Source organism: Mesoterricola silvestris, assembly GCF_030295405.1.
In the GTDB taxonomy this organism is placed as follows: domain Bacteria; phylum Acidobacteriota; class Holophagae; order Holophagales; family Holophagaceae; genus Mesoterricola; species Mesoterricola silvestris.
The window spans coordinates 2,522,485-2,548,474 of sequence record NZ_AP027080.1; the positions used below are offsets into that span (position 1 = coordinate 2,522,485).

The window sequence follows — 25,990 nt, forward strand, 5'->3', positions numbered from 1 at the left end:
CTCAGGCGTCCACACGGATCACGATCTTCCCGAAATGGGAGCCCGAGCGCAGCCGGGCCAGGGCCTCCGGCACCTCCCCGAAGGCGAAGACCTGGTCCACCACCGGCCTGAGCCCCGCCAGGGCCACGGCCCGGGCCATGTCCTCGAACATGCGCCGGGAGCCCACGAAGACCCCCTGGAGCCGCAGGCCCCGCATGAGGATCCGCATGGGGTCCAGGCCGCCGCCCTGGGCCAGCACGCCGATGACCGTCACGAGCCCGCCGAAGCGCGCCGCGTTGATGGAACGGGGCAGGGTGCCCGCGCCGCCCACTTCCACCACGTGGTCCACGCCGCGCTTTCCCGTGAGGCGCAGGACCTCCTTGTCCCAGTCCGGGGTGGCCGCGTAGTTGATGGTGGCGTCGGCCCCCAGCTGCCGGGCCCGTTCCAGCTTGGCGTCGCTGCTGGAGGTGGCGATGACCCGCGCCCCGTGCAGCTTGGCCAACTGCAGCGCGAAGAGGGAGACCCCGCCCGTGCCCAGGGTGAGGATCGTGTCCCCGGCCTTGATGCCGCCCACCTCCACCAGGGCGTTCCAGGCGGTGAGGGCCGCGCAGGGCAGGGTGGCGGCCTCCTCGTAGGACAGGTGCTCCGGAATGGCCGAAAGCCCCTCCTCGGAGAAGACGCCGAATTCCCGCAGGACGCCGTCCCGGTCCCCGGCCCCCAGGGCCGAGCGCTGCAGGGCGGGCGTCAGGGTTCCGTCCACCCAGGCCTGCATGAAGCTGGGGCACACCCGGTCGCCCACCTTCCAGCGGGTGACCCCCTCGCCCACGGCAGTGACCTCCCCGGCCCCGTCCGAGCCCGGAATGGCCGGCAGGCGCGGATTGGGGTTGTAGGAGCCCAGGCCGAAAAGCAGGTCCCGGTAGTTCAGGCTGGCGGCGTGGAAGCGCACCTGCACCTCCCGGGGGCCCGGCCGGGGCTCGGCCCGCTCCACCAGGGTCAGGTTCTCCAGTCCCAGCGCGGAATATTCGTAGGCCTTCATGGCGGTCCTCCTCTCACCCCGAGTAGTACGTGCGCTCAGCGAGGTCCCGGTTCATGCGCCCCACCAGCATGGGCCCTTCGAAGATCAACGACGAGTAGATCTGCACCAGGGCCGCCCCGTCCTGCAGGGCCACGGCCGCGTCCTCGCCGCTGCCGATGCCGCCGCAGGCCATGAGCTTGATGTGGGGCGGGATGCGGCTCAGCACCTGGCGGTGGATCTCCCGCGCCTTGATCTTGAGGCCGCGGCCGGACAGCCCGCCCATGCCCAGGGCGTCCACCTTGGCGCGGTTCATCTCCGAAACGATGTTCCGGTCCAGGGTGGTGTTGGTGGCGATGAGGCCGGTGACGCCGCTGGCCACGATGACGTCCACGGTGGCGTCCAGTTCCCGGGCGTCCAGGTCGGGGGCCAGCTTCACCAGCAGGGGCTGGCGTTCCAGCGCCAGGTCCTTGCGCAGGGCCAGCACGCCCTCCAGGAGGGGCTTGAGCTGCTCGGGGGCCTGCAGGCGGCGCAGGCCCGGGGTATTGGGGGAGGAGATGTTCAGGGCCACGTAGTCCACCAGGGGCGCGATGGCCCGGAAGGCGGCCTCGTAGTCCTTCAGCGCCTCCTCCTCGGGGGTCTCCTTGTTCTTGCCGATGTTGCCGCCCACCACCAGGCCCGCGGGCCGGCGCTTGAGCCGGCGGGCCACCACCTCCGCCCCTTCGGAATTGAAGCCCATGCGGTTGAGGATGAGGTTCTCCTCGGGGAACCGGAAGACCCGGGGCTTGGGATTGCCGGCCTGGGGCCGGGGGGTCACGGTGCCGATCTCCACGAACCCGAAGCCCAGGGCCTTCCACAGGGGCAGCAGTTCGGCCCCCTTGTCCAGGCCCGCCGCCAGCCCCACGGGGGACGGGAAGCGCAGCCCGAGCACCTCCCGGGCCAGGCCCGGATCCGGCTGCCCGCACAGGGACCGGGTGAGCCCCAGGACGCCGGGCACCCGCTGGGCGACGCCGCCCAGGGTGAAGGCCGCGTGGTGGGCCATTTCCGGGTTCATCCTGAAGATCAGGGGCCGGAGCAGGGCATAGGGATCGAAGGAGCGGATCATGGGCCTCGCCGGGGAACGGGTGGAACTCCATTATGCCGCCGGGGCCCCGGAACGTATAATCCTGGTTCCGGCCTTGATTCCGATGAATCCCTTCGCCGAGGAGCGCCATGCGATACCTGATCTCGAACCTCCCCCTGGCGCTCGGCGAGGAGAAGAAGCCCCTCCCGGACACCCTGGCCGCCCTCCTCGGGGGCCGGGCCGCGGACTTCCGGGATCCCGTGCTGGAGCGCCTGAGCCTGGACGCGCGCCACAAGGGCTCCATCCGCTTCCTGGCCACCCTGGCCTTCGACACGGACCGGGACATCGCGGACCTGCCCCTGCCCAAGGGGGCCCAGCTGGACACCGCGCCCCGGCCCGTGGCCTGGGCGGTGCCCCCCGTGGCGCGCAAGCCCCGGGTCGTGGTGGTGGGCAGCGGCCCCGCCGGCACCTTCTGCGCCCTGCGGCTCCTGGACTACGGCATCGAGCCCGTGGTGCTCGAGCGCGGCGCGCCCATGTCCGAGCGGGTGCGGGCGGTGGCCGGGCTCTGGAACGAGGCCGTGCTGGATCCCGGCGCCAACGCGCAGTTCGGGGAGGGCGGCGCCGGCACCTTCTCCGACGGCAAGCTCACCACCCGCATCGGCCACCCCGCCATCCGCTTCGTCATCGAGACCTTCGTGAAGTTCGGGGCCGATCCCAAGGTGCTCTACCTGGCCAGGCCCCACGTGGGCACCGACGTCATCCGCAAGTGCTCCGTGCTCATCCGGAAAGAGGCCGAGGCCCGGGGGGCCCGGTACCGGTTCCGGGCGCGCCTGGCCGACATCCGCTTCCGGGACGGGGCCGTGGCCGCGGCCGTGCTGGACACCGGCGAGGAGATCGCCTGCGAGGCCATCGTCCTGGCCCCCGGCCACAGCGCCCGGGACACCTTCGAGATGCTCCACGGCCACGGCGTGGCCATGCGCCAGAAGGCCTTCGCCATGGGGGTGCGCATCGAGCACCCCCAGGCGCTCATCGACCAGTCCCAGTACGGCCCCTCCAAGGGCCACCCGAGCCTCGCCCCCGCCGACTACAAGGTCGTCTGCAACTTCGGCCCCGCCCGGGCCGCGTACTCGTTCTGCATGTGCCCCGGCGGCGAGGTGATCCAGTGCGCCTCGGAACCCGGCGGCGTGGTGGTCAACGGCATGAGCAACGCCCGGCGCGATTCGGGCTTCGCCAATTCGGGCCTGGTGGCCAAGGTGAACACCGCCGATTTCGGCTCGGACCACCTGCTGGCCGGCATGTACTTCCAGAGGAAATGGGAGCAGGCCGCCTTCCGCGCCGCGGGCGAAACCTACGGGGCCCCGGCCACCAGCGTCCAGGACTTCCTCCGGGGCCGGGCCTCCGGGAACCTCCCCGCCACCAGCTTCCGTCCCTTCGCCGTCCCCGCCGACGTGGGCACCTGCCTGCCGGACTTCGTCCAGGAGCAGCTGCGGGGCGCCATCCCCGACTTCGACCGGAAGATCCACGGCTTCGCCAGCCGCCAGGCCCTCCTCCTGGCCATCGAGAGCCGCACCAGCAGCCCCGTGCAGATGATCCGGGGCGAGGACGGCCAGAGCGTGAGCCACCGCGGCCTCTACCCCTGCGGCGAGGGCGCCGGCTTCGCGGGAGGCATCACCTCCGCCGCCGTGGACGGCATCCGGGTGGCCGAATGGATCGCCCAGACCTGCGGGGCGGCGCCCTTCCTGCCCTTCCAGCGCAACGTGAAGGCCGGGGACTACGCGACCGAATACTAGCTTAAGGATCCGACCCAACCTGGCTATAACTAGCGATGCCAGGGGATTGCTGACCGATGAAACGTAAAGTCAGGCTCCTAGGCCGGGGACGGACTAATTTCAACGGGTGATCCCCTTCATCCTGTTCATCCAGTTTTTATCCCTGTTTCCGCAGGGCCAGTGATGGAGTGGGGCGGCGCGCAGTTGATCTGCATGCGCCGACCCATCCCTGCTTTGGCCCTGCGGGAACAGGGATGAATAAAGGATTAACAGGATGAAGGGGATGAAAGAGGGGATCACCCTCTGGCTCCCAGGTGATAGGCCGGGACGGAGGCAAGGCGGGGCGGAAGGCCGGTCTACAGCGCGAGCCTGTGGAAGATCTGCCTTCCATCCCATCTTTTCGAAAATGCGTTGAAGCCCAGGCTGCGGTAGATGGCCAGAGAGGCGGCGTTGTTCTCGTTGGTGTCCAGGCACACGGTAGTACAGGAACGGGCCCGGGCCAGGCCCAATGCGAATTCCACCAGGGCCCGGCCGGTGCCGGCCTTGCGGGCGGCGGGGTCCACATACAGATCCTCCAGAGTGGCCTCCGTGCCGCAGGCCCACATGGAGTGGCGGTACCGCAACAGGACGTAGCCCAGGGGGACGCTGCCATCGGTGGCCAAGGCGAACTCCGCGTCCGGGGAGGCCAGGAGGCGCTCGATGCTCCCGGCGAACTGGGCGTCCGTGGGGGCGCTGCGGCCCAGGTGGTCCCGGAAGCCGGAGGCCAGGGACGTCAAGGATGCCTGATCCGCCTTCACGGCGCGCCGGATTTCCATGGGAACCTCTAAATGCTGGTGAACCTAGATCTTGGCAAATACCTTTCGCCGCCGCAAGGAGCTCTCCATCCCGGTTAGAATGAAGGGGAGCGGTGGCCGCCAACCCGGCGCCGCTCCCTTTTTGTGACGGAACCCATGCAACTGAACGAAGAAATCCAGCGCCGGCGCACTTTCGCCATCATCAGCCACCCGGACGCGGGCAAGACAACCCTCACGGAGAAGCTGCTCCTGTACAGCGGCGCCATCGACCGCGCCGGCAGCGTCAAGGGCCGAGAAGGGGCGGGCCATGCCCAGAGCGACTGGATGGAGATCGAGCAGGAGCGCGGCATCTCGGTCACCTCGGCGGCCATGCAGTTCGAGTACCAGGACCACGTCATCAACCTCCTGGACACCCCGGGCCACCAGGACTTCAGCGAGGACACCTACCGGGCCCTCACGGCCGCCGACAGCGTGGTGATGCTCCTGGACTGCGCCAAGGGCGTGGAGGAGCAGACCAAGAAGCTCTTCCGGGTGGCCCGGGAGCGGGCCCTGCCCATCTTCACCTTCGTGAACAAGCTGGACCGGCCCGGCCGGGAACCGGTGGAACTCATCGACGAGGTGGAGGAGCTCTTCGGGCTGCACGCCGTGCCCATGACCTGGCCCATCGGGTCGGGCACGGACTTCAAGGGCGTCTACGTGCGCGCCACGGGCCAGATCCAGGTGTTCGAGCGCACCAAGGCCGGGCGCAAGGCCCGGGTGGCCGGGGAAGGGGGCCTGGACGACCCCGAGATCAAGGCCCTGCTCACCCCCGCGGAGCTGCAGCAGCTGCGGGACGACGTGGAACTCATGGACCACGTGCTGCCCCCCTTCGATCTGGAGGAATTCCTGGCGGGACGCCAATCCCCCCTCTTTTTCGGCAGCGCCCTGAACAATTTCGGCGTGGCGGAATTCCTGGAGGAGTTCCTGGCCATGGCCCCCGCCCCCCATTCCCGGCCCCTCAAGGACGGCGGCGAGGTGGCGGTGGACGCCCCCTTCACGGCCTTCGTCTTCAAGGTGCAGGCCAACATGAACAAGGCCCACCGGGACCGGGTGGCCTTCGCGCGCATCGTCTCGGGCCGCTTCGAGCGGGGCATGGACGCCCTCCACGTGCGCGGCGCCAAGAGCATCAAGCTCAACTACCCCCACATGTTCTTCGGCCGGGACCGGGTCATCGTGGACGAGGCCTTCCCCGGCGATATCCTGGGCCTGATCAACCCCGGCATGTTCCGCATCGGGGACGTGCTCAGCGCCGCGGGCCCCCTGGAATTCCACGCCGTGCCGCGCTTCTCCCCCGAGCAGTTCGTCTCCGTGCGCCTGGCGGATCCCGGGGCCCGCAAGGGCTTCCTCAAGGGCGTCCAGCAGATCGCCGAGGAGGGCGTGGTGCAGGTCTTCTGGCCCAGGGGCGGCGCGCCCCTGCCCATCCTGGGGGCCGTGGGCCGCCTGCAGTTCGATGTGCTCCAGCATCGCCTCAAGACCGAGTACGCCTGCCCGGTGATCATGGAGCCCCGCGGGTTCCAGATGGCCCGGTGGCTCCAGGGGGGCTGGCCCGAACCCAGCCGGTTCTGGGGGGAGCTGGTGGAGGATTCCGAGGGCAACCCCGCCATCCTCTTCGAGAACGACTGGCAGCGCCGCACGACCCAGGAGAAGAACCCGGACCTGACCTTCCTGGACCATCCCCAGTAGGTATTAATTCCTGTTGAAGCTCGGCCGAATTACGCTTAGGTTGGACCCAGGCCCAGCCGATACCAGGGTAGGAGAACCACCGATGCGACAGGAGATCAAGCCGGAAGACCTGATCGTCACCGAGAACGACGGCACCCGCCGCATCAACCACGATGTCCTGGAATCCTACGGCCTCTTCAACCTCCCCAAGTCCATCATGCGGAGCGCCTTGATGGTCTACTACGACAACGCCGCCCGCCAGGGACGCGTGGCCGCCCAGACCGTGCGCACCTTCATCAGCCTCGCCAGCTCCATCACCCGCTTCCCCAAGCCCGTGGCCATCAATTTCACCCGGGGCGCCGCCTACCGCCGGAACATGCGCATGCTCCGGCGCTACAGCCGCTGAGGGCCGGGAGGATGAACCTCCGCAAGGTCCTGCCCCCGGTGTGCGCGGTCCTGGTGCTGGGCTGCGTGCGGGACAAGCCGTACGCCTTCGACCAGCCCAATCTCCAGGTGCGCGCCACCTTCCCCGGCGAGCCCCGGCAGGCCCAGTACCCGGAGGACACGCCCTTCGGCCCCATCCTGTGGTACAGCTTCGCCTACACGCCGCCCGGCCGCATGGACCTGAACTACCGGGTGGACGTGGGCAACCTCCCCCCCGGCACCCGGGGCGGGGACACGACCCCCGCCGCCCTGGCCACGTTCCAGGGTTTCCTGGCCAAGCGCCTGGGCGGAACCCTGGAGCGCACCGATCTGCCCCCCGCCCGGGGCCCCGGCTTCAGCTACCGCATCCGCACCGGCGCCAAGTCCTGGGTGGAAGGCATCGTCGTCCTCAAGCGCGGCCGCCTCCACCACGCCCAGGCCACCGTGGACCGCGCGGACGATCCAAACCTTACGACCTTCCTGGGGTCCTTCGCGGTGGACTAGGCGGGGGGGGGGTGCGGGTTCCCCCATTGCGCCCCGTTCGTTGACGCAGGCAAGCTGCGTCAACGGAAAGCTCACGGGCATGGGGGATCGGTGGGTGTTTGCACGCTCCGGCTTCGAGGGGGCCGCGTGGACAGGGGGGCGCGGGGCCGCCCGGAATGGCCTAGGGCTCCGAGGACACGCTGCGAGTGGTGCCGGGTCGGTCCGGAAGAGCGCCGACGTTGGATGCTAGCGTCGGCGCGATCCGTAGGCCGACCGGAACCACTCGAAGCGATTCGATCGGGCATAGGCCCCCCCGGAGAGCCGCAGTCTCTCCACCGGGTCCCCCCCATCGAAGCCGAGGCGTGCCAACACCCACCGATCCCCCCCTCCGTGGGCTTTCCGCTGACGCAGCTTGTCTGCGTCAGCGAACGGGGCGAAATGGAGGGACCCGCCCCAAAAACCAGCCCACCCCCCCGAGGCCCCGTACGCCGCGCGGGCGGGGGGCTTGGTAGACTGGGGGAATGGAAGGTACGGGGGGGGATAAGATTGGGACGGAGCCGGGGCTTGAACCGACCCTGGCCTGGACGGGGGGGGCATCGGGGGAGGAGGATGCCACGCGGCTGGAGGCGGGGGGGGAACGGCCCCTGACGCTGCCGGAATGGCTGGGGCAGGCCCCGCACCAGCCGGGGCGGCAGGTGGGGCGCTTCGTCCTGGGGCCCCTGGTGGGCGAAGGGGGGATGGGACGGGTGTACCAGGCCTACGACCCCTCCCTCCACCGCATCGTGGCCCTGAAGCTCGTCCGGAACCAGGATCCCCAATTGCTCGCACGCTTCGAGCAGGAGGCCCGCGCCCAGGCCCGGGTGGATCACCCGAACATCTGCAAGGTCTACGAAGTGGGCAACCTGGAGGGCGTTCCCTTCATCGCCATGCAGTACGTGGAAGGGGGCAACCTGGCCCAGCGCCGGCCGGGGCTGGGGCTGGCGGACAAGGTCCGCATCATCACCCTGGCCGCCGGAGCGCTGGAGGCGGCCCACCAGGCCGGCCTCATCCACCGGGATATCAAGCCCTCCAATATCATGCTGGAGGACCGGGCCGAAGGGGTCACGCCCTTCCTCATGGACTTCGGCCTGGCCCGGGAGGAGGCGGGCAGTTCCCTCACGGTGGACGAACAGGTGCTGGGCACGCCGGCCTACATGGCGCCCGAACAGGCCCTGGGCGCCACCGGACGCATCGATGCCCGGGCCGACGTGTACGCCCTGGGCGCCACCTTCTACTTCCTCCTGGCGAACCGTCCGCCCTTCCGGGAACCCAACGCCGCCCAGACCCTGGTGGCCCTTTCGGGGACCGAGGTCCCCGACCTGCTCGCGCTGGTCCCGGACCTGCCGCCGGACCTGGCCGTCATCGTGCACAAATGCCTGGAGAAGGAACCGGACCGGCGCTACGCCAGCGCCCGGTTGCTGGCCGAGGACCTGGAGCGCTTCAGCGCCGGGGAGCCCATCCAGGCCCGTCCGCCCTCCCTCTTCTACCTGGTGGGGAAGAAGGCCCGCAAGCACAAGGCGACCACCCTGGTGCTGGCCCTGGCGACCCTGCTGGGCACAACGGCGACGGTGCTCACGGTGCGCACCAACCTGCGGGCCCGGGCCCAGGCGGAGCTGGCCCGGCGCTTCGGGGAGCAGGTGAAGGATCTGGAATGGTCCCTCCGGCTGGCCCACCTCCTTCCCTGCCATGACCTCCAGCGGGACCAGGCCCGGGTGCGGCAGGCCATGGCGGCCATCCGGGCGGAGATGGCCGCCCAGCCGGGGCTGGCGGATGCCCCGGGGGCCTACGCCCTGGGGCGGGGACACCTGGTGCTGGGCGAGTACCAGGAGGCCCGCCGGCAACTCATGAGGGCGTGGGAACTGGGGGCCCGGGGGCCCCAGGTGGCCCAGGCCCTGGGTTACGCCCTGGGCGAACTGTACCGGCGGGGGCTGGAGGAGGCCGAACGGGAACCCATCGGGGATGCCCGCACAGCCATCCGCCAGGAGCTGGAACGGAACTACCGGAACCCGGCCCTGGACTTCATCCGCCTGGCCGGGGACGAACCCTACCTCAAGGGCCTGCTCGCCTACTACGAAGGGCGGGACGGGGATGCCGCGCGGCTGGCCCGCGAAGCCCTGGCGGCCGATCCCGCCCTCTTCGAGGCGCACAAGCTCATGGGCGACGCCGCCCTGGACGAGGCGGAGCAGGCCTTCCAGCAGGGGCTGGCCCAGGACGCGGCGGAGGCCGCGGACCGGGCCGCCCAGGCCTTCCGCACCGCCCTGACCATCGCGCGCAGCCAGCCGGGGCTCTACCTCGCCGAGGCCCGCCGGTGCATGCTGGCCCTGCGCCTCTCCTTCCAGCGCAACGGCGCCATGGACCGGGCCCGCCTGGACGAGGCCCTGGGCCGGGTGGACCAGGCCCTGGTGTGCGACCCCGGCGCTTCGGACACCCAACTGGTGCTGGCGCAGGTCTGGAGCACCTGGGCGGAGGAGCTGCGGCACCGGGGCCAATCGCCCATGGAAGCCAACGGGAAGGCCCTGGAGGCCGGGCGGAAGGCGGCGCTGACCGATCCGGGCGCGGGCCCGCTGCTCGTGATGGCGAACCTCCAGCGGTCCAACGCCGAGTACATCCGGTACCACGGGGGCCTTCCGGATCCCTGGATCGCCGAAGCCGCCGATCACTTCCGGCGCGCGGCGCAATTGGAGCCCGGGAACACCGCGGCCCTGCGCGGCCATATCCTCCTGTGCTTCGTGGCCGCCGACACGGACCGCCGCAGGGGCAGGGATCCCCGGGCCGTGGTGGAGGAGGGCCTGGCCCTGGGCGAGCGTCTGGTCAAGCTCCAGCCGGGCCTGGCCAGCAATCACGACTGGGTGGGCGGCCTGGCGGGAGCCGAGGCCGAGTACCTCCTGGACCACGGCCTGGACCCCGGCCCCTGGTTCCAGCGGGCCAACGACGCCTTCGAGAAGGCCCTGGCCATCAATGCCCGGGACCAGGCCCTCATGAACAACCTGGCCTACTACACCGCCCGGCGAGGGCAGTGGGATCTGGAATCCGGCCGGCCCGCGGCCTCGACCCTGGCCCGGGCCCTGGACTACGCCCGCCGCGGCATCGTCCTGGACCCCAAGTCCACCCTGGGCTACGGAACCTTCGCCCTGGCGGCGCGGGCCATGGCCGAGGCCGAGCGGAGGGCGGGCCGGAACCCCATGGCCACCCTGCGGGAGGGGCTGGCCGCCACCCAGAAGGGGGAGGCCCAGGATCCCAGGTTCTACGACAATCCCCTCCAGGCGGGGCTCCTGGGCCTGGTGGAGGCCCAGTGGCTCGCGTCCCAGCACGCATCTCCGGAAGCGGCCCTCACCCTGGCCCTGGCGAAACTGGAGCAGGCCCGGACCCTGAACCTCATCCCCAGCTGGGAAACGGAACTGGCCCTGGCCCGGGGGCAGCTGCTGGCCGCCGAATACCTGCCGGCCCGGGCCCCGGCGCTGCGGGCCGCGGCCCGGAAGCTCCTGGCGGGGGTGGCGCGCATGGATCCCCAACTCAAGCCCCTGAAGGACCTCGGTTCCATTAACTGACCAATGGACGGTCGGCCGGATCCCACCGCCCGCGGGCGAGGCCCGCCCTGGTTCCGGCATTAAATAAAGAATCAATTGAAATCCTTCGCGCGCCTAAGTCATATCGGCCTGCTTGACTGGGAATCCAGGTGGATTCGAGGTTGACGGAAATAATTTATTAATTAATCTGTAAGGCGTCAGGCGGTCCCGTTCCGTTCACCCCCGCCGATTGAGGAGATCTTCGATGAAACGCCTAGCTCTTTCAACGCTGTTCCTGGTTTCCGCCGCTTCCCTGGCGGCGGCCGATTTCACCGGGGGTATCCAGCTCGGTCCCGCGTTTCCCCTGGGGGATATGCGGGACCTGGCCAACCGTTCCGTCGGTGCCCAGCTGGTCTTTTTCGGCCGCTGGGACCTGGGCGCCGGCAGCATGGTCCGGGCGCGGCTGGAAGGCACCAGCGCCAAGGGCACCCCGAAGTACCTCAACTCCCCCTTCGGGACCTTGACCAATGCCGACGGCGTCCAGATCACGGCCGCCACCACCGGCCTGGGCGCGGACTACCTCTGGTACCTGGAAGGCAGCCCGGCGCGCGGGGCCTACTTCGGAACCGGCCTCTCGTACGCCTCCAACCGGGTGGATCTCTCCCTGCCGGTGGCCTCGGGCGGCACGAACAACACCTCGTACAACTCCGGCGGCCTGGGCTACGGCTTCTACGCCGGATACCAGTTCTCGCCCCGATGGAGCATGGAGCTGGTGTACCGGGCTTCCACCTTCAACAAGGACATCGACGTCAAGGGCCAGACCGGGACGTTCCGGTACACCATGCCCTCCCTTTCCGTGGTGGCCGGGTACACCTTCTGAGGGGCCGAGCCTAGGAGCCTTTCTCCGGATTGATGACCGCCCCCTCCGGGGGGCGGGTCAGGTGGCTCCGGATGGCCGCCACGAACCGGGCCTCGTCGGGAAAGGCGGCCGGATCCAGCACGGGGCCCGGGTACACGGAAACCCGCGTGCGGCGGGCCCGGGCCAGGCCCCGGAGGTGGGGCAGGAGGCTGGCGTCCCCCACCCAGGGATACTGGGCGTCCGCCCCGCCCAGGTGGAAGGGGAGCACCGGAATGCCCAGGCGATAGGCCATGCGGATGCCCCCTTCCCGCAGGGGAGCCAGGGCCTCCCCGGTGGTGGTGGTGCCTTCGGGGAAGAGGAGGAAGGGCAGGCCGCCCCGCAGGTCCCGGCGCAGGGTCTTCAGGGCGGCGGCGCGGCTGAAGGGATCGTCCCGCACCACGAAGCGCAGGCCGGCCTTGCGGGCCCCGGTGCCGATGAGGGGGTAGGCGGCCACTTCCGCCTTGGCCAGGGCTCCGCTGGGGCGCAGGCTGAGGAACACCACGGGGTCCAGCCAGCTGAGGTGGTTGGAGACCCAGAGCTGCCCGCCTTCGGGCACGGGCGAGGCCAGCCGGGCCTCCACCCCCAGGCGGTGCAGGATGCGCCGGGCCCAGCGGTGGAGGACCCACTGGGGGCGCCTGCGCCAGCCCATGGTGGCGCTGGCGAGGGCCGAGCCTCCCAGGGCGGCCAGGAGGCGCAGCGCGGGCGCGGGGTGCCTCACGAAGGGATCCCGACGCCGTTGCGGTCCTGCATGAACCGCTCGATGGCGCTCCGGTCGGCCACGGGGACCTTCCTTTCCCAGGGGCAGCCGCGCTTCCAGAGGCCCAGCATGTCCTCGGGGCAGCCCACCTTCTCGTAGATGGCCTCCACCGCCAGGGCGAGGGCCTCGGCGCCGAGGGGGGCGTCCATGGCGTCCTTCAGCAGGGCCAGGCGCCACCGGTCCTGGGCCGCGGCCCAGCGCCGCCCGCCGGGGCGCGGGACCTTGCCCGTGGCCTCCCGGCTGGCCTCCCACAGGGCGGCCTCGAAGCGGTCCCCGGCCTCCAGAGCCGCCAGGCCCAGGGGGCCCAGGGGGCCGTGGGCCAGGAGCCAGTCCTGGATCTCCTCCCGGGTCAGGAGGCCGAAATCATGGCCGGTCACGAGCTCGTCCCAGCCCACCCGGGTGCCCTGGCGTTCCAGCAGTGAAAGCCACATGTCCGTCTCCTCTAGCTGAGCAATTGAAGGGCAATGTGGGCCGCCACCCGGGCGCTGTCCTCCGCGCCGGGGAGGGTGGGGGCCAGTTCCATGATGTCGGCGCCCACCCAGGCCACGTTCCGGAGGCAGGCCAGCAGGGTGAAGACGTCCAGCACCGAAAGGCCGCCGGGGACGGGCTCGGCCACGGCGGGGCAGAAGGCGGGGTCCAACACGTCCAGGTCCACGGTGACGTAGGCCGGGATCTGGCCCACCCGGGCGATGTCGCCCTGGAGCTGGGAGAGGAGGCGCGGGTCCTTGAGGTCCATGGGGGTCCACATGCGCACCCCCGCGTTCAGGAGGAAGACGATCTCCTCGCTGTCGAAGCGGGGGGCGCGCACCCCCAGCTGCACCGTGTGCCGGGGGTCCACCAGGCCCTCCTGGATGGCGCTCTTCAGCCAGGTGCCGTGGTGGTGCTCCGTGCCCCAGGCCTCGCCGCTGCCGGCGTCGGGATGGGCGTCCAGGTGCAGGAGGCCCAGGGGCCCGTACTTGCGGGCGTGGGCGCGCAGGGCGCCCAGGGTCATGAGGTGGTCGCCGCCCAGGAGGAGGGTCCGGGCCCCCTGTTCGAGCCACCCGTGCACCGTCTGTTCCACGGCCCCCAGGGCTTCGGTGATGCTGAAGGGCCGCGTGGGGATGTTGCCCCCGTCCACCCAGTCCAGGGCCGCCAGGGTGCGCCCCCCCAGGTCGTGGCCCTGGAGGCGGAAGGGCATGGCCGCGCGCCCCAGGCCCAGGGTGGCGGCCCGCAGCGCCCAGGGCCCGAGGCGCGCCCCGGGCCGGTTCAGCACGCCGCCGTCGAAGGGGGCCCCCAGCACGACGCCCGGCACCGGGGCGGGGGTGAGCTGGAGGGGCAGGCCCAGGAAAGGGGTCAGGCCCGTGCGCAGGGACATGAGCATCGCTTCCGGATTCACGCGCGCTCCGCTCAGGAAACCAGCTTGAGGCGGGAGTACCGGGCCCGGAGGCGGTCGATGTCCTGCTTCTCGATGACCGACCAGAGCCGCACATCGCCCTCGCGGTAGTAGTCCCGGGCCTCGGCCACCACCCGCGCGCCCAGGGACGCGTGGATGGACCGGGCGTCGTGGTTCTCCGGCTCCACCAGGAAGCGGCAGGATTCCATGTCCTCGGCCAGGAGCTTCTTCACCATGGCGCGGATGAGCAGGTAGTTCACGCGGGTCTTGCGGTAGTCCGGGTGCACCGCCAGGGTCGCGCAGTACACGTCCTTGCCGTTGGGGAAGTTCAGCACATACCCCACGGGCCGGTCCCCGTCCAGGGCGATGAAGCACCACGGGGCGAAGAAGTCCGTGCAGAGCCTCTGGTAGTAGGGGCACAGCTCGCCCACCTCGTCCTGCTCCCAGATCTCGCGCTCAAGGCGGCGCAGGTTCGGGAAGTCCTCCGGCGTCATGGGCCGGATCTCGTAGCGCGGCTGCGTATTCTCCATGAGCGGGATCGCCATCGGATCACCTCCTGCACCAAGAATGAGTTCCGTCCGTAACACCCTGACGGTCCCTGTGATACGTACCGGATCATTCCTGCCAAATTCCTGTTAACGCCGGGGGAGGCATGTGTCCCAACCCTGCGTCAGGGATTCGCTGACGCAGGCAAGCTGCGTCAGCGGAGGACTCACGTCTAGAGGTTAGGCGGAAGTGTTGGCACGCTCCGGCTTCGATGATCGTTGGGGGTGGGTGGGGGACTGGGGTTCTCCGGGTGGGCCTAGGGTGTTAAGGCACGCTTCGAGTGGGGGTGGTGGGGGTGGGGGTGCGCCGACGTTGATCGGTTGGGGGGCTCACAATCTCATGGATTGGGCGAGAGCCAATGGGGTGATCAGCGTCGGCGCGGAAGGGGGGTCAATCCGGGAAACTTGAAGCGGGTCGACTGGGCATAGGGCCATCAGGGGAGCCTCTGGTTCCGGGTTGGGCGCGTCGCTCATCGAAGCCGGGGCGTGCCAACACTTCCGCTTAACCTTTCGGTGTGAGTCCTGCGCTGACGCAGCTTGCCTGCGTCAGCGAATCCCTGACGCACGTCCGGGACACGTGCGCCTACCTGCCGACCCGTCTCGGCTGGCGGCGCTCCACGAAGAGGATGGAGCCTTCGCGGCCCTTGGCTTCCTTCTTGGCGACGGCGGCGCTGGCGGAGATTTCGTGGTGGTTGGCGTAGTGGCCGGGGTGGGCCTTCACGGCGCCCATGGAGAGGCTCAGGAGGGGGTGGAGCACCTGGCGGCGGGAGCGGTCCTCGCCGGCGTAGCCGCGGAGGTCCAGGACCTCGGGGCTGAAGAAACGGTCCAGGCCGGCGTCGAAGGCCTCCAGGAGGGCGTTGCAGCGGCGCTCCCAGTCGGGGCTGCGGAAGACCAGCATGAAATCGTCCCCGCCGATGTGGCCGACGAAGTCCAGGTCCGGGTCGCAGGCGGAGCGGAGCAGGTCCCCGGTCCACTGGATGACGTCGTCGCCCCGGCGGTAGCCGTGGACGTCGTTGTAGGGCTTGAAGTGGTCCAGGTCGCAGTAGCAGGCCACGAAGGGAAGGTTCTGGTGGAGGAGGTCGTCCAGGTGCTCGTTGATGGGGACGTTGCCGGGGAGGCCCGTGAGGGGGTTGGCGTAGCGCGCGGCCTTGATCTGCATCTGGGTGATCTCGCGCATGAGGTCGTGGCCGCTGCCCATGCCCGCGTAGGCGCCCTCCCGGGTCAGGATGTAGCCGTGGAGGATGTGGCGGGGATCGGATTCCACGATGAGGCGGCTGAGCTCGTGGAGGCTGGTGTGGTGGTCCAGCACCAGGATGTTCCGGTCCATGATGGCCTCCACCGGCTTCTTGCCGTACACCTCCCGGGAAAAGGGCTTGAACATCATGTCCATGAACACGTGGCGGTTGATGAGCCCCACCGGGATCCCGTCCCGCACGACGGGGATGGACTGCAGGTCGGCGTCGGCCTGGAAGAGCTTTTCCACCGTTCCGTTGGGCGTGTCCGGGGAGAGTGCGGGCACCTCCACCATGAGCCGGGCCGCGGTGGACCGGGTGTCCCGGATCCAGCCGGATCCGTCCGGCTCCCGGCGGCGGAAGAGTCCGGGGGCCGTCGCGGCGTGGGGCAGGGGGGCTGGGCGGCCCAGGAGGTAGCCCTGGCCGTAGTCCAGGCCCAGGTCCCGCACCACCGCCAGGTCCGCCTCCAGCTCGAGGCCCTCCCCCACCACCTTCGCCCCGGTCTTGGCGGCGATGTCGCAGAGGGACTTCAGGAACTGGAGCTTGACGGGGTCCCGGCTCACGCCCTGGATGAAGTGCATGTCCACCTTCACGAACTCGGGACGCAGCTCGGACCAGAGGCGCAGGCTGGAGAAGCCCTCGCCCAGGTCGTCCAGGGCCACGGCGAAGCCCAGCTTCCGGAACAGCGCGATGGCCTTGGCCAGCACGCCCAGGTCCGTGATGGGCAGGGCCTCGGTGAGCTCGATGACGATGCGCCCCGGGGGCACCCCCAGCTCCTCCAGCCCCTGGATGGGCTGCAGGGAGCTGCGGGCCGCCGTGGCCAGGCTGCCGGGGCTCATGTTGAGGAAGAGCTTCTGGGTGGCGCCGCTGGCGGCGTAGGCCCGCACCAGGGTGGCGCAGCAGGCGCACTCCAGTTCGTAGAGCTGGTTCGTGAGCGCGGCCACCTTGAACAGGCTCGCCGGGGAATGGAGCAGGGTGTCCGAGGGGCCCCGGATCAGCCCCTCGAAGGCCAGCACGACGCCGGTCTCCAGGTCCACGATGGGCTGGAAGTGGGGCTTGAGCCGGTCCTCGGCGAGGATGGCCCGCAGCGTGTCCCCCAGGCCGGAGAGGCCTTCGCCGGTGCCCTGGGGATGCACGGGCGCTTCCGCTTCCAGGCCCAGACGGGCCCGGCCGGTGGTGAGGGAGAGGGAGGCGAGGGGAACCATGACCCCACGGTCAGGCCGGGGTGTTCCGGGGGCGTGGCGCGGCTGCGAAATGCCTGTGAACATTCGGTTACGAGGGGGTGGGACGAATGGTTACAGGTTCTTCTGGCGGCCTACCCTAGCGGACCCGGGCGATCTTGAGGAAGGCGTCGGAAAGCACGATGCCGGAGGCCTGGACGTTGCGGGTGTTGACGAGGATCGTGGGCTTGCCCTTCTCCAGGACGATGGCCACCCCGGCCCCGGCCTCTAGCAGGGCCGCGTCGCCGGCCACCACCAGCTTGCCCTCGGCCAGGTAGTCCCGGAGCTGGTCCGCCGTGGCGGCCCAGGCCACCGGCGCCTTGGCGTCCGGGGAAAGGCCGAGCTGCTTCATCCGCATGGCCAGGTCCAGGTCCCGGCAGGCGATGCGGCCGGGCGCGCCGGCGCTGGCGGAGACGACCTTGAGGAAGGGCATCAGATCCGGAGGGGCGATGCGGGGCGGGGTGGCGATGGCCACATAAACGAGGATGAGCGCGGCGGGGAAGATCGTCATGGTTGGCACCTCATGACGATCATTCCCGGCCGGCGTACCGGCGGATCCTACGGGCCGTAAATTCTGTATGCCCTAGGCTAACGAACGAACAGCGGGTGGATCAGGCGGAGCGTCCCGTAGGCGATGGCGAAGCTGCAGGGGATCGTCAGCACCCAGGCCACGAAGATGTTCCCCGCCACGCCCCAGCGCACGACGTTGGCGTTCATGGTGGCCCCCACGCCCATGATGGCGCCGGTGATGGAGTGGGTGGTGGAGACCGGGATGCCGAAGTGGGCCGTGGTGAACAGCACCATGGCCGCGGCGGTCTCGGCGGCGAAGCCGTGGATGGGCCGGAGCTTGACGATGCGGCTGCCCATGGTCTTGATGATGCGCAGGCCGCCGCTGGCGGTGCCGGCGGCCATCATGCCCGCGCAGCCCAGCTTCACCCACAGGGGCACGGAGACCAGGTGCCCGGGGGCGACAGTCATCTTGCCGTAGATGATGAGGGCCAGGCAGATGACGCCCATGGCCTTCTGCGCGTCGTTCTGCCCGTGGGTGAAGGCCATGGCGCTGGCCGAAAGCAGTTGCATCTTCCGGAAGACGACATTGACCCGGTTGCTGGAAACCCGCCGGCAGATCCATTGGATGCCCAGGATCAGCAGCGCCCCCGTGAGGAAGCCCAGCATGGGGGAGACGAAGATGAAGAGGGTGATCTCCTCCAGCTTGGTCATGTGGAGGGCGTGGAAGCCCGCGTGGGCCACCACCGCGCCGGCCAGGCCCCCCATGAGGGTGTGGCTGGTGCTGGAGGGGATGCCGAAGTACCAGGTGCCCAGGTCCCAGAGGATGGCCGCGGTGAGGGCGGCGACGAGCACTTCGGGCACCACGAACTGGGAATCCGCGATGCCCTTGGCGATGGTGGTGGCCACGTGGGTGCCCAGGAGGGCCCCTCCGAAATTCAGGCACGCCGCCATGACGATGGCGTTGCGGGCCGACATGACGCCCGTGGACACCACGGTGGCGATGGCGTTGGCCGTGTCGTGGAAGCCATTGATGTAATCGATGGCCCAGGACATGAGGATGATGAGGACGAGCATGGGGATCATGGGGCGGCCGGTCCGGTCAGGCGTTGCGCATGACGGTTGAGCTCACCACCTTCGAGACCAGCTCGATGCGGTCGGTGGCGTCCTCCAGGAGGCTGAGGATCTCCTTCCACTTGATGAGCTCGATGGGATCCTTGGGGTTCTCGAAGATCTCGGCCAGGGCCGCGTGGTAGACGGCGTCGGCCTGGTTTTCCAGCTCGTTGCAGTACTGGATTCTCTTGTTGATATCCTTACCGTTGGACATGTTGCGCAGGTGGCCGATGAGGGGCTTGACCTCCTCGGCGCCGGCCACGATGAGCCGGCCCAGTTCCACGGCGGTGGGCATGACGTTGGTGATCTTGTAGAGGACGAGCCGCTCGCAGACCCCGTCCAGGCAGTCCACCACGTCGTCGAGGCAGTGGGCCAGGTGGAGGATGTCCTCCCGCTCGATGGGGGTGATGAAGGTGCGGTTCAGCCGGTCCACGATCTCGTGGGTGATCTCGTCCCCCGCGTGCTCCAGGTCCTTCATCTTCCGGCGCATTCCGGCCCATTCCCCCGGAGTCTGCCGGGACTTGAATTCGGCCTCGAAGTGCTTGGCGGCGTCCACGAGGTTGGAGGCGGAGCTCTCCAGCAGGTCGAAAAAGACCATTTCGTGGGGTTTCAACCAGCTGATGATGGAATTCAGGGACATCGCGGCTCCAGGCAGACCTGCATCCATTGTGCCTCGGAGAGCCCTGGAAACCTAGCCGGAATGCCACGAATCCCGAAGCCTCCCGTGTATTTTACAAGGGTCCTCCCGACGTAAAGGTACGGGTTCCGGACTTTCGCCCCGTTTCGTCATCGCCGGACAAGCCGGCGATGACGGGGGGAGGGGGAGAGGGATGGGGCTGTGCTTCGCCCAGGGGCTCCGTTGGGCGGGTGGGAGGCCGGATCGGGGGGGGCCTCCCGGGAAGGGGGTGGGATGGAGCGCGGCTTCCATGGGGGATGGGGTCGCTGCGCGTGGGATGGGTCGGCGCCGGCGGGCGCCGACGATGATTGGTTCGGGGGGCTCTGAACCTGGAGGGGCGCCGCTTGGCAAATCAACGTCGGCGCGGGCGGTTTGGCCCGGACCACCCTTCGCAGCGCGTCCCTGGGGCCCTAGCCCAATTTCCCGTCTCACTCCAGCTATCACTACCGAACCCAGCATATAGTCATCCCATGAAAACTACAGCATTCCCCCTCAGCCAGGAATGACCTGGGTTCAGCGCTTCATCCCCTTCATCCTGATCATCCGATTCATCCCTGTTCCAGCAGGGCCATAGCCGGGATGGGTCGGGGCATGCAGAGCAACTGCGCGCCGCCCCACCTCGGCGCTGGCCCTGCGGGAACAGGGATGAATTGGATGGACTGGATGAAGGGGATAGAAACCGGAAGTGCCAGATTGGACCTGGTGGCTCCAATGCGGATCGTGATTCCGGGCGAGTTGCCCCGACCGAAAATCCGTGCGATTGGACTTACGGTTTTATGAGGTGGGGTGGGTCGGAAAGTTGGCTAGGCCCCCACGGGAGGCCCCAGGGCCCACCCGGCCGAGTACCACGGGCGAAGGTCCGGGGCACGGCCCCTCGCCTAAGCGTCCACGCTGCCCATGCGGTAGCCGACGCCGACGACGGTCTCGATCAGGGCGGCGGCGTCGCCCAGTTTGGAGCGCACCCGCCGCACATGGGCGTCGATGGTCCTGCTTTCGCCAAGGTATTCCAATCCCCACACTTGCTGCAGGATCTTCTCCCGGCTGAGCACCCGCCGGGGATTCTGCAGGAAATAGGCCAGGAGCTCGAACTCCCGGCGGGTCAGTTCCAGGGTCTCCCCGTTGACCCGCGCGATGTGCATGTCCAGGTCCACGGAGATGGGACCGAAGGCCAGCTGCTGGTTCCGGGCCCCGGTGTCGATGAAGGAGGCGCGGCGGAGGATGGCGCGGATGCGGGCCACCAGTTCCCGGCTGGAGTAGGGCTTGGAGATGTAGTCGTCGGCCCCCAGCTCCAGGCCCAGGACCCGGTCGATCTCCTCGTTGCGGGCCGTGACCAGCACCACGGGCAGGGCCCGGTAGCTGGCGTCGGCGCGGATGGCCCTCAGCACGTCCAGGCCGTCCACGTCGGGGAGGGTGAGGTCCAGGAGGGCCACGTCCAGGCGGGAGGCCTGGCCCGAGGAGGATTGGGAGATGAACCGCAGGGCCTCGCGGCCGGTGCCGAAGGCGGTCAGGGAGAAGCCCTCCCGTTTGAGATGCTGTTCCAGCCCAAGGCGGATGTCGGCATCGTCTTCGAGGAGGAGGAGGTGGGGCATCGGGACTCCGGTCAGCCTTCGGGAGGGGTCTGCAGATAGGGGTGCTTCACGCTGACGCCGCCGATGATGAAAAGGACCTCCTCGGCGATGTTGGTGGCCTGGTCGGCGATGCGCTCCCAGTTCTTGATGACGATGATGAGGTGGCTGGCCCGCTCGATGGTCATGGGGTCGGCCAGCATGAGCCGCAGCAATTCCCGGTTGATGAGCACGTAGAGCGCGTCCACCGAGTCGTCCGAGGCGATGACGGACCGGGCCAGCTCCGCGTCCCCGTTCACGAAGGCGTCCACGGCCCGGCGCACCATGGAGAGGGTCTCCTCGCCGATGCGCCGCAGGGCGTCGCCCAGCTCCAGGGGGGGCATGGGGTTGAGGATGAGGGCCCGCCGGGCGATGTTGGTGCAGTGGTCGCCGATGCGCTCCAGTTCGGGGACGATCTTGAGGGTGGAGGCGATGAGCCGCAGATCCGAGGCGAAGGGCGCCCGCAGGGCCAGCAGGTCGATGCAGGCCTGGTCCAGGCGCAACTCCAGCTCGTCCACGCCCTTGTCCAGGTCGTTGACCCGGCGGGCGTCGGCGTCGCTGCGGTCCAGGAGGGAGGTGTGGGTCAGGAGGATCATCTCCTCCACCTGCCCGGCCATGGCCAGGAGGCTGAACTTGAGATCCCTGAGTTCGTTGTCGAAGTGGCGCGCCATTAACCGAATCTCCCGCTGATGTAATCCTCGGTCATCCGCACCCTCGGATTGGTGAACAACATCTCCGTAAGCCCGGTCTCGATGAGCTTACCCATCCAGAAGAACGCCGTAAAGTCACTTACCCGGGCGGCCTGCTGCATGTTGTGGGTGACGATCACGATGGTGTAGTCGCGCTTGAGCTCGAAGATCAGTTCCTCGATGCGGGAGGTGGCCAGGGGGTCCAGGGCCGAGCAGGGCTCGTCCATGAGGATCACCTCCGGCTGCACCGCCATGGCCCGGGCGATGCACAGGCGCTGCTGCTGCCCGCCCGACAGGCCCAACCCGCTGTCCTTGAGCCGGTCCTTCACTTCGTCCCAAAGGCCCGAACCGATGAGGCTGCGCTCCACCGCCTCGTCCAGCACGGCCCGGTCCTTGATGCCCTGGATGCGCAAGCCGTAGGCGACGTTTTCATAAATGCTTTTGGGAAAGGGGTTCGACTTCTGGAACACCATGCCCATGCGCTTGCGCAGGCTGATGACGTCCACCCCGGGGGCGTAGATGTCGTCGTCGCCCACCTTGACGCTGCCGGTGATCCGGACGTTGCCGATGAGGTCGTTCATGCGGTTGATGCAGCGCAGCAGGGTGCTCTTGCCGCAGCCCGAAGGTCCGATGAGGCTCATGACCGAGTGCTCGCGCACCTCCAGGTCGATGTTGAAGAGGGCCTGCTTGGGGCCGTAGAAGAGGCTCACGTCCTCCACCCGCAGCAGGGGCCGGGCGTTGAGCACCGCGGAATCCGTGAGGGGGACCTCCGTCATGCGGGGCGCGGTCTTGGCGGCGGGCCCGTCTCCGGGCGGCTGGGCCCGGCCCTCGGGCACGGGTTCCGGCACGGCGGCGTGGGATTCGAATTCCGTCATGGCTTCTCCGGCTGGCATCAGAAGGTACCTCCGCCCATTTTCGCACGCAGGCGGCTGCGAAGGCGCAGGGCGAACAGATTGAGCACCACCACCACCAGGAGCAGCAGCAGAGCGGTCATGAACACCATGGGCTTGGCGGCTTCGCTGTTGGGGCTCTGGAAGCCCACGTCGTAGATGTGGAAGCCCAGGTGCATGAATTTGCGGTCCAGGTGCAGGAAGGGGAAGGTGCCGTCCAGGGGCATGGAGGGCGCCAGCTTCACCACGCCGGTGAGCATGAGCGGCGCCACTTCCCCGGCGCCCCGGGCCATGGCCAGGATCAGTCCCGTGAGGATGCCGGGCATGGCCCCGGGAATGACCACGTTCCAGAGGGTCTGCCAGCGCGTCGCCCCCAGGGCGAGGCTGGCCTCCCGCTGGCTGCGGGGCACGGCCGCCAGGGCCTCCTCCGTGGCCACGATGACCACCGGCACCGTGAGCAGGGCCAGGGTGAGGGCCGCCCAGAGGATGCCGCCGGTGCCGAAGGTGGGCGCGGGCAGCCTGTCCGCGAAGAAGAGCCTGTCGATGCCCCCGCCCACGAAGTAGACGAAGAACCCCAGCCCGAACACGCCGAAGACGATGGAGGGCACGCCCGCAAGGTTGTTCACGGCGATGCGCAGGGTGCGAAGGATCCAGCCCTGCCGGGCGTACTCCCGCATGTAGAGCGCGGCCATGACCCCCAGGGGCACCACCAGGACGGACATGAGGAGCACCATCATCACGGTGCCGAAGATGGCCGGGAAGATGCCCCCCTCGGTGTTGGACTCCCGGGGATCGTCGGCCACGAACTCCCACAGGCGCGAGAGGTAGACCCCGGTCTTGCCCGGGAAGCCCAGGCGGTTGGAGGGCACCAGGCGCACCACCGAGGTCAGGGGAATGGTCTTGGTCTGGCCGTCCACGGCCTCCAGGGTCACGGTCACCGCGGCGGACTGGGCCCGGAGGAGCTCCAGGCGGGCCTCGGCGGCGTCGTACTTCGCCTGCAGGGCCTGCATCTTGGCTTCCAGCCCGGGCCTTCCCTTCATCTCCAGCCGGAGGTCCTCCATCTGGCGGTTGAGCCCGCCGATCTCGTTCTTGTCCAGGCTCCGGATATGCCGGCTCATGGCCAGCGCCGCGGGCCGGAGCCGCGCGATGGCCGCCAGGGGGTCCCCGGGCAGGGGCTGGCCGTCCTTCTCCAGGCTCTTCACCCGGCCCACAAAGATGCCGTACTCCAGCCGCTCCACCACCACCACGTCCGGGGGGGTGGAAAGGGGCCCCAGCTCCCCGCGGGGCACCCACCGGTAGTCCTGGCCGAAGAGATCCCGGTTGCCGGTGTGGAACTGGACCTTGTCCGGCTCCTGGCCGGTGATCTCCCCCAGGATGGGGCCCTGGGCCGTCTGGGCCGCCACCAGGGGCGCCGGCCAGAAGAACCCCAGCCCCTTGGCCCCGATGTACCCCACCAGCCCGAAGATCATGAGCAGGCAGAAGGCCAGGGTGGCCCCGGAGAACCAGATCAGGGCGCTGCCCCGCCGCCACCATTCGCGAAGGTTCATCATCAGAAGGACTCGTAGCGCTTGCGCAGGTGCTGGCGGACCAGCTCGGCGGCGGTGTTGAGGAGGAAGGTGAGGCAGAAGAGGAGGGCGGCGGTGAAGAAGAGCAGCCGGTAGAGGCTGCCGTGCACCGGCGCCTCCGGGGTCTCCACGGCGATGTTGGCGGCCAGGGTGCGCATGCCGTTGAAGGGGCTCCACTCCATCACGGGGGTGTTGCCGGTGGCCATGAGCACGATCATCGTCTCCCCGATGGCCCGGCCCAGGCCCACCATGACCGCGGAGAAGATGCCCGGGCTGGCCGTGGGCAGGACCACGCGCCAGGCCGTCTGCCAGGGGCTCGCCCCGCAGGCCAGGCTGGCCGAGGTGAGGGACTTGGGCACCGCGCTCAGGGCGTCCTCGCTGATGGTGAAGATGATGGGGATCACCGCGAAGCCCATGGCGAAGCCCACCACCAGGCTGTTGCGCACGTCGTAGGTGATCCCGTGGGCCGCCAGGAGCCAGTTGCGGTAGTCGCCGCCCAGGAAGGCCCGCTCGAAGCGCGGCCCCACCCAGGTGGCCAGGCCCAGCCCCGCCAGGAGGAGCGGGACGATCCACAGCACCTCCCAGCCCGTGCCCCAGCCCAGGCGGATGCGCCGGGGCAGCCGGCTCCACAGGGGGAAGACCGCCAGGGCCAGGACCAGGATCACCGCGGGCAGCACCAGGATGCTGGCCGCGGAGCGCTCGAAGAGGGGCGCCAGCACGAGCCCGGCCAGGAAGCCCAGCACCACGGAGGGCAGGGCGGCCATGATCTCGATGAGGGGCTTGATGGCGTCCCGGAGCCGGGGAGAGGCGAACTGGCTGGTGTAGAGGGCCCCGAGGATGGCCAGGGGCAGGGCGAAGATCATGGCGTAGAGGGTGCCCTTGAGGGTGCCGAAGAGCAGGGGCATGAGGCTCAGCTTGGGCTCGGAATCATCCGAGCCCCCGCTGCTCTGCCACACGTACTCGGGCTTCTCGTAGCTCTCGTAGTGGACCTTGCCCCACAGGGTGCGCAGGCTGATCTCCGCGTGGGGGGCGTCCAGGGTCCAGGAGCGCAGGGCCCCGGAGGCGTCCGCGGCCAGGATCACGTCCCCCCGGGCCGTGATGGCGCCGGAGCGGATGCCCTGGCCCCGGGCCTGGAGCAGGCGCTTTTCGGTGGTGAGGTGGTCCACGGCCACCATGCCCTCGGACCACACCAGGAACCGCTTGTCCCGCTGGCCCGCCATGAAGCCCCCCACGGCCCCGGCCATGGGCTGGAAGCGGTGGAATTCCTGCAGGGAGAAGGCCCCGTCCCGGTTGAAGAGCTGGAAGGCGGCCAGGGATCCCTTGGCCCCGCCCACCAGGAGGGCGGCGTGCCCCAGATCGAAGCCCAGGGCCGTGACCGGCTCGCCCAGGGAGCCCGAGGCCGCCAGGGCCGTGGATTCCCCGGCGCTGTAGGCGAGCACGCCGCCCTGGGAGGTCCCCAGGAACAGCATGGAACCGTCGGCGCTCCACCGGGCGCACGAAACGGTGCCCTCCAGGGGCACCGGGTTCCACACGGGGGGCGCCGTGGCGTCCTCGGCGGTCTCCGCCCACACCGGGCGGCCCTGGCCGTCCCGGGCCGCGATGCGCCAGGTGGCCGAAGGGGCGATGCCCGAGGCGGGCATGGCGCGGGCGTGGAGCAGGCCCGCCACGCCCGGGGCGGGCTGGATCCCCTTCCAGTCCGGGTTGGGGGTCCATTTCGCCGGGTCCTTCTCCTCCGCGGGCTTGTCCCAGCCCAGGGTGGCGAAGGCGATGCGCCCGTCGGCGCCCAGGGCGGCGAAGGCCCCCTGGGCGTTGACGGCGGTGAGGGAGCGCCAGGGCAGGGCGGGGCCGCCCGGGGGCACCGGCAGCTCCCGGCCCCCGGCGAAGGCCCGGAGCCCCGCCGCGGGATCCGCGGTGAAGAACGCCTTGCCGCTTTCGTCGGCGGCCATGGACGCGAAGGCCGGCACCCGTTCCGCCGCGCGCTCCCGCACCCGGGGCCCCCGGAAGATGGGGTAGGCCTCCTTGCCGATGAAGACGAGAATGCCCAGCACGGCAGCGATGATGGTCATCCCCCCCAGGGTGATGACCCAGTCCATGACCCGGTCCAGGCGCCTGGCCCTGTTCTGGATGGTGGAAGCGCTGCGCATGCTGGGCTT

Annotated in this window: 22 protein-coding genes; 6 read left to right on the forward strand and 16 right to left on the reverse strand. The window is 69.6% G+C overall.

The features are described 5' to 3' along the window. Window position 1 precedes the first annotated feature (1 nt). Together R2J76_RS10965 and R2J76_RS10970 are read right to left on the reverse strand one after the other, a co-directional pair. A complete protein-coding gene (locus R2J76_RS10965; protein WP_316411628.1) occupies window positions 2–1,015 on the reverse strand; it encodes a zinc-dependent alcohol dehydrogenase family protein in 1,014 nt (337 codons plus the stop codon). Between the two features lie 13 nt (window positions 1,016–1,028). Continuing rightward, window positions 1,029–2,096: a quinone-dependent dihydroorotate dehydrogenase gene (locus R2J76_RS10970; RefSeq protein ID WP_316411629.1), complete on the reverse strand. Its 1,068-nt coding sequence runs from the start codon at window positions 2,094–2,096 to the stop codon at window positions 1,029–1,031. A gap of 107 nt (window positions 2,097–2,203) precedes the next feature. On the opposite strand from R2J76_RS10970, the gene R2J76_RS10975 reads away from it, so the two are divergent. After that, window positions 2,204–3,844, forward strand: a complete 1,641-nt coding sequence (locus R2J76_RS10975) for an NAD(P)/FAD-dependent oxidoreductase (RefSeq protein WP_316411630.1) — start codon at window positions 2,204–2,206, stop codon at window positions 3,842–3,844. A gap of 335 nt (window positions 3,845–4,179) precedes the next feature. Here R2J76_RS10975 and R2J76_RS10980 read toward each other — a convergent pair whose 3' ends face one another. Further along, a complete protein-coding gene (locus R2J76_RS10980) occupies window positions 4,180–4,638 on the reverse strand; it encodes a GNAT family N-acetyltransferase (RefSeq protein WP_316411631.1) in 459 nt (152 codons plus the stop codon). Between the two features lie 135 nt (window positions 4,639–4,773). Here R2J76_RS10980 and R2J76_RS10985 point away from each other — a divergent pair, with 135 nt between their 5' ends. From R2J76_RS10985 to R2J76_RS11005, 5 genes are all read left to right on the forward strand, one after another. Continuing rightward, the gene (locus R2J76_RS10985) at window positions 4,774–6,339 is read left to right on the forward strand and encodes a peptide chain release factor 3 (protein WP_316411632.1); all 1,566 of its coding nucleotides are present in this window, start codon (window positions 4,774–4,776) and stop codon (window positions 6,337–6,339) included. Window positions 6,340–6,421: 82 nt separating this feature from the next. Then, window positions 6,422–6,724 carry a hypothetical protein gene (locus R2J76_RS10990; protein ID WP_306600657.1) on the forward strand — a complete coding sequence of 101 codons (303 nt, stop codon included), beginning with the start codon at window positions 6,422–6,424 and terminating at the stop codon, window positions 6,722–6,724. Window positions 6,725–6,735: 11 nt separating this feature from the next. Further along, window positions 6,736–7,245, forward strand: a complete 510-nt coding sequence (locus R2J76_RS10995) for a hypothetical protein (protein ID WP_316411633.1) — start codon at window positions 6,736–6,738, stop codon at window positions 7,243–7,245. Between the two features lie 674 nt (window positions 7,246–7,919). Beyond that, window positions 7,920–10,811 (forward strand): serine/threonine-protein kinase, encoded by a 2,892-nt coding sequence (locus R2J76_RS11000; RefSeq protein WP_316411634.1) that lies wholly within the window; start codon window positions 7,920–7,922, stop codon window positions 10,809–10,811. A gap of 223 nt (window positions 10,812–11,034) precedes the next feature. Then, complete coding sequence (locus R2J76_RS11005; RefSeq protein WP_316411635.1) at window positions 11,035–11,649, forward strand: hypothetical protein; 615 nt, start codon at window positions 11,035–11,037, stop codon at window positions 11,647–11,649. A 10-nt stretch (window positions 11,650–11,659) separates the two neighbouring features. Here the strand turns inward: R2J76_RS11005 and R2J76_RS11010 are convergent, their stop codons facing one another. The 13 genes from R2J76_RS11010 to R2J76_RS11070 form a co-directional block, all read right to left on the reverse strand. Further along, window positions 11,660–12,385 carry a lysophospholipid acyltransferase family protein gene (locus R2J76_RS11010; protein WP_316411636.1) on the reverse strand — a complete coding sequence of 242 codons (726 nt, stop codon included), beginning with the start codon at window positions 12,383–12,385 and terminating at the stop codon, window positions 11,660–11,662. Then, the gene (locus tag R2J76_RS11015; protein WP_316411637.1) at window positions 12,382–12,855 is read right to left on the reverse strand and encodes a hypothetical protein; all 474 of its coding nucleotides are present in this window, start codon (window positions 12,853–12,855) and stop codon (window positions 12,382–12,384) included. The genes R2J76_RS11010 and R2J76_RS11015 overlap by 4 nt, the downstream gene beginning before the upstream one ends. Before the next feature lie 11 nt (window positions 12,856–12,866). Then, the gene (locus R2J76_RS11020; protein WP_316411638.1) at window positions 12,867–13,799 is read right to left on the reverse strand and encodes an arginase family protein; all 933 of its coding nucleotides are present in this window, start codon (window positions 13,797–13,799) and stop codon (window positions 12,867–12,869) included. 11 nt (window positions 13,800–13,810) lie between these two features. Next, window positions 13,811–14,341 carry a GNAT family N-acetyltransferase gene (locus R2J76_RS11025; RefSeq protein WP_316411639.1) on the reverse strand — a complete coding sequence of 177 codons (531 nt, stop codon included), beginning with the start codon at window positions 14,339–14,341 and terminating at the stop codon, window positions 13,811–13,813. 583 nt (window positions 14,342–14,924) lie between these two features. Further along, window positions 14,925–16,778: a GGDEF domain-containing protein gene (locus R2J76_RS11030; protein WP_316411640.1), complete on the reverse strand. Its 1,854-nt coding sequence runs from the start codon at window positions 16,776–16,778 to the stop codon at window positions 14,925–14,927. A 115-nt stretch (window positions 16,779–16,893) separates the two neighbouring features. Beyond that, a complete protein-coding gene (locus R2J76_RS11035; RefSeq protein ID WP_316411641.1) occupies window positions 16,894–17,304 on the reverse strand; it encodes a hypothetical protein in 411 nt (136 codons plus the stop codon). Between the two features lie 77 nt (window positions 17,305–17,381). Next, complete coding sequence (locus tag R2J76_RS11040; RefSeq protein WP_316411642.1) at window positions 17,382–18,386, reverse strand: inorganic phosphate transporter; 1,005 nt, start codon at window positions 18,384–18,386, stop codon at window positions 17,382–17,384. Window positions 18,387–18,402: 16 nt separating this feature from the next. Beyond that, on the reverse strand, window positions 18,403–19,053 hold the full coding sequence (locus tag R2J76_RS11045) for a DUF47 domain-containing protein (RefSeq protein WP_316411643.1): 651 nt from the start codon (window positions 19,051–19,053) through the stop codon (window positions 18,403–18,405). Window positions 19,054–19,967: 914 nt separating this feature from the next. Further along, window positions 19,968–20,678, reverse strand: coding sequence for a response regulator transcription factor (locus R2J76_RS11050; protein WP_316411644.1), 711 nt, complete (start codon window positions 20,676–20,678; stop codon window positions 19,968–19,970). Window positions 20,679–20,689: 11 nt separating this feature from the next. Then, complete coding sequence (gene phoU, locus R2J76_RS11055; protein ID WP_316411645.1) at window positions 20,690–21,364, reverse strand: phosphate signaling complex protein PhoU; 675 nt, start codon at window positions 21,362–21,364, stop codon at window positions 20,690–20,692. Further along, window positions 21,364–22,158, reverse strand: coding sequence for a phosphate ABC transporter ATP-binding protein PstB (gene pstB / locus R2J76_RS11060; protein WP_394366833.1), 795 nt, complete (start codon window positions 22,156–22,158; stop codon window positions 21,364–21,366). Before pstB ends, phoU begins: the two co-directional genes overlap by 1 nt. Before the next feature lie 116 nt (window positions 22,159–22,274). Next, the gene (pstA, locus tag R2J76_RS11065; RefSeq protein WP_316411647.1) at window positions 22,275–23,822 is read right to left on the reverse strand and encodes a phosphate ABC transporter permease PstA; all 1,548 of its coding nucleotides are present in this window, start codon (window positions 23,820–23,822) and stop codon (window positions 22,275–22,277) included. Then, window positions 23,822–25,981, reverse strand: a complete 2,160-nt coding sequence (locus tag R2J76_RS11070) for an ABC transporter permease subunit (RefSeq protein ID WP_316411648.1) — start codon at window positions 25,979–25,981, stop codon at window positions 23,822–23,824. Before R2J76_RS11070 ends, pstA begins: the two co-directional genes overlap by 1 nt. Window positions 25,982–25,990: the final 9 nt, after the last annotated feature.

What these genes read in the sequence shown, in the direction of transcription:
- R2J76_RS10965 (WP_316411628.1), bottom strand. Translation starts at nt 1,015, where the DNA reads ATGAAGGCCTACGAATATTCCGCGCTGGGACTGGAGAACCTGACCCTG.
- R2J76_RS10970 (WP_316411629.1), bottom strand. Translation starts at nt 2,096, where the DNA reads ATGATCCGCTCCTTCGATCCCTATGCCCTGCTCCGGCCCCTGATCTTC.
- R2J76_RS10975 (WP_316411630.1), top strand. Translation starts at nt 2,204, where the DNA reads ATGCGATACCTGATCTCGAACCTCCCCCTGGCGCTCGGCGAGGAGAAG.
- R2J76_RS10980 (WP_316411631.1), bottom strand. Translation starts at nt 4,638, where the DNA reads ATGGAAATCCGGCGCGCCGTGAAGGCGGATCAGGCATCCTTGACGTCC.
- R2J76_RS10985 (WP_316411632.1), top strand. Translation starts at nt 4,774, where the DNA reads ATGCAACTGAACGAAGAAATCCAGCGCCGGCGCACTTTCGCCATCATC.
- R2J76_RS10990 (WP_306600657.1), top strand. Translation starts at nt 6,422, where the DNA reads ATGCGACAGGAGATCAAGCCGGAAGACCTGATCGTCACCGAGAACGAC.
- R2J76_RS10995 (WP_316411633.1), top strand. Translation starts at nt 6,736, where the DNA reads ATGAACCTCCGCAAGGTCCTGCCCCCGGTGTGCGCGGTCCTGGTGCTG.
- R2J76_RS11005 (WP_316411635.1), top strand. Translation starts at nt 11,035, where the DNA reads ATGAAACGCCTAGCTCTTTCAACGCTGTTCCTGGTTTCCGCCGCTTCC.
- R2J76_RS11015 (WP_316411637.1), bottom strand. Translation starts at nt 12,855, where the DNA reads ATGTGGCTTTCACTGCTGGAACGCCAGGGCACCCGGGTGGGCTGGGAC.
- R2J76_RS11025 (WP_316411639.1), bottom strand. Translation starts at nt 14,341, where the DNA reads ATGGCGATCCCGCTCATGGAGAATACGCAGCCGCGCTACGAGATCCGG.
- R2J76_RS11030 (WP_316411640.1), bottom strand. Translation starts at nt 16,778, where the DNA reads ATGGTTCCCCTCGCCTCCCTCTCCCTCACCACCGGCCGGGCCCGTCTG.
- R2J76_RS11035 (WP_316411641.1), bottom strand. Translation starts at nt 17,304, where the DNA reads ATGACGATCTTCCCCGCCGCGCTCATCCTCGTTTATGTGGCCATCGCC.
- R2J76_RS11040 (WP_316411642.1), bottom strand. Translation starts at nt 18,386, where the DNA reads ATGATCCCCATGCTCGTCCTCATCATCCTCATGTCCTGGGCCATCGAT.
- R2J76_RS11045 (WP_316411643.1), bottom strand. Translation starts at nt 19,053, where the DNA reads ATGTCCCTGAATTCCATCATCAGCTGGTTGAAACCCCACGAAATGGTC.
- R2J76_RS11050 (WP_316411644.1), bottom strand. Translation starts at nt 20,678, where the DNA reads ATGCCCCACCTCCTCCTCCTCGAAGACGATGCCGACATCCGCCTTGGG.
- phoU (WP_316411645.1), bottom strand. Translation starts at nt 21,364, where the DNA reads ATGGCGCGCCACTTCGACAACGAACTCAGGGATCTCAAGTTCAGCCTC.
- pstB (WP_394366833.1), bottom strand. Translation starts at nt 22,158, where the DNA reads ATGACGGAGGTCCCCCTCACGGATTCCGCGGTGCTCAACGCCCGGCCC.
- pstA (WP_316411647.1), bottom strand. Translation starts at nt 23,822, where the DNA reads ATGATGAACCTTCGCGAATGGTGGCGGCGGGGCAGCGCCCTGATCTGG.
- R2J76_RS11070 (WP_316411648.1), bottom strand. Translation starts at nt 25,981, where the DNA reads ATGCGCAGCGCTTCCACCATCCAGAACAGGGCCAGGCGCCTGGACCGG.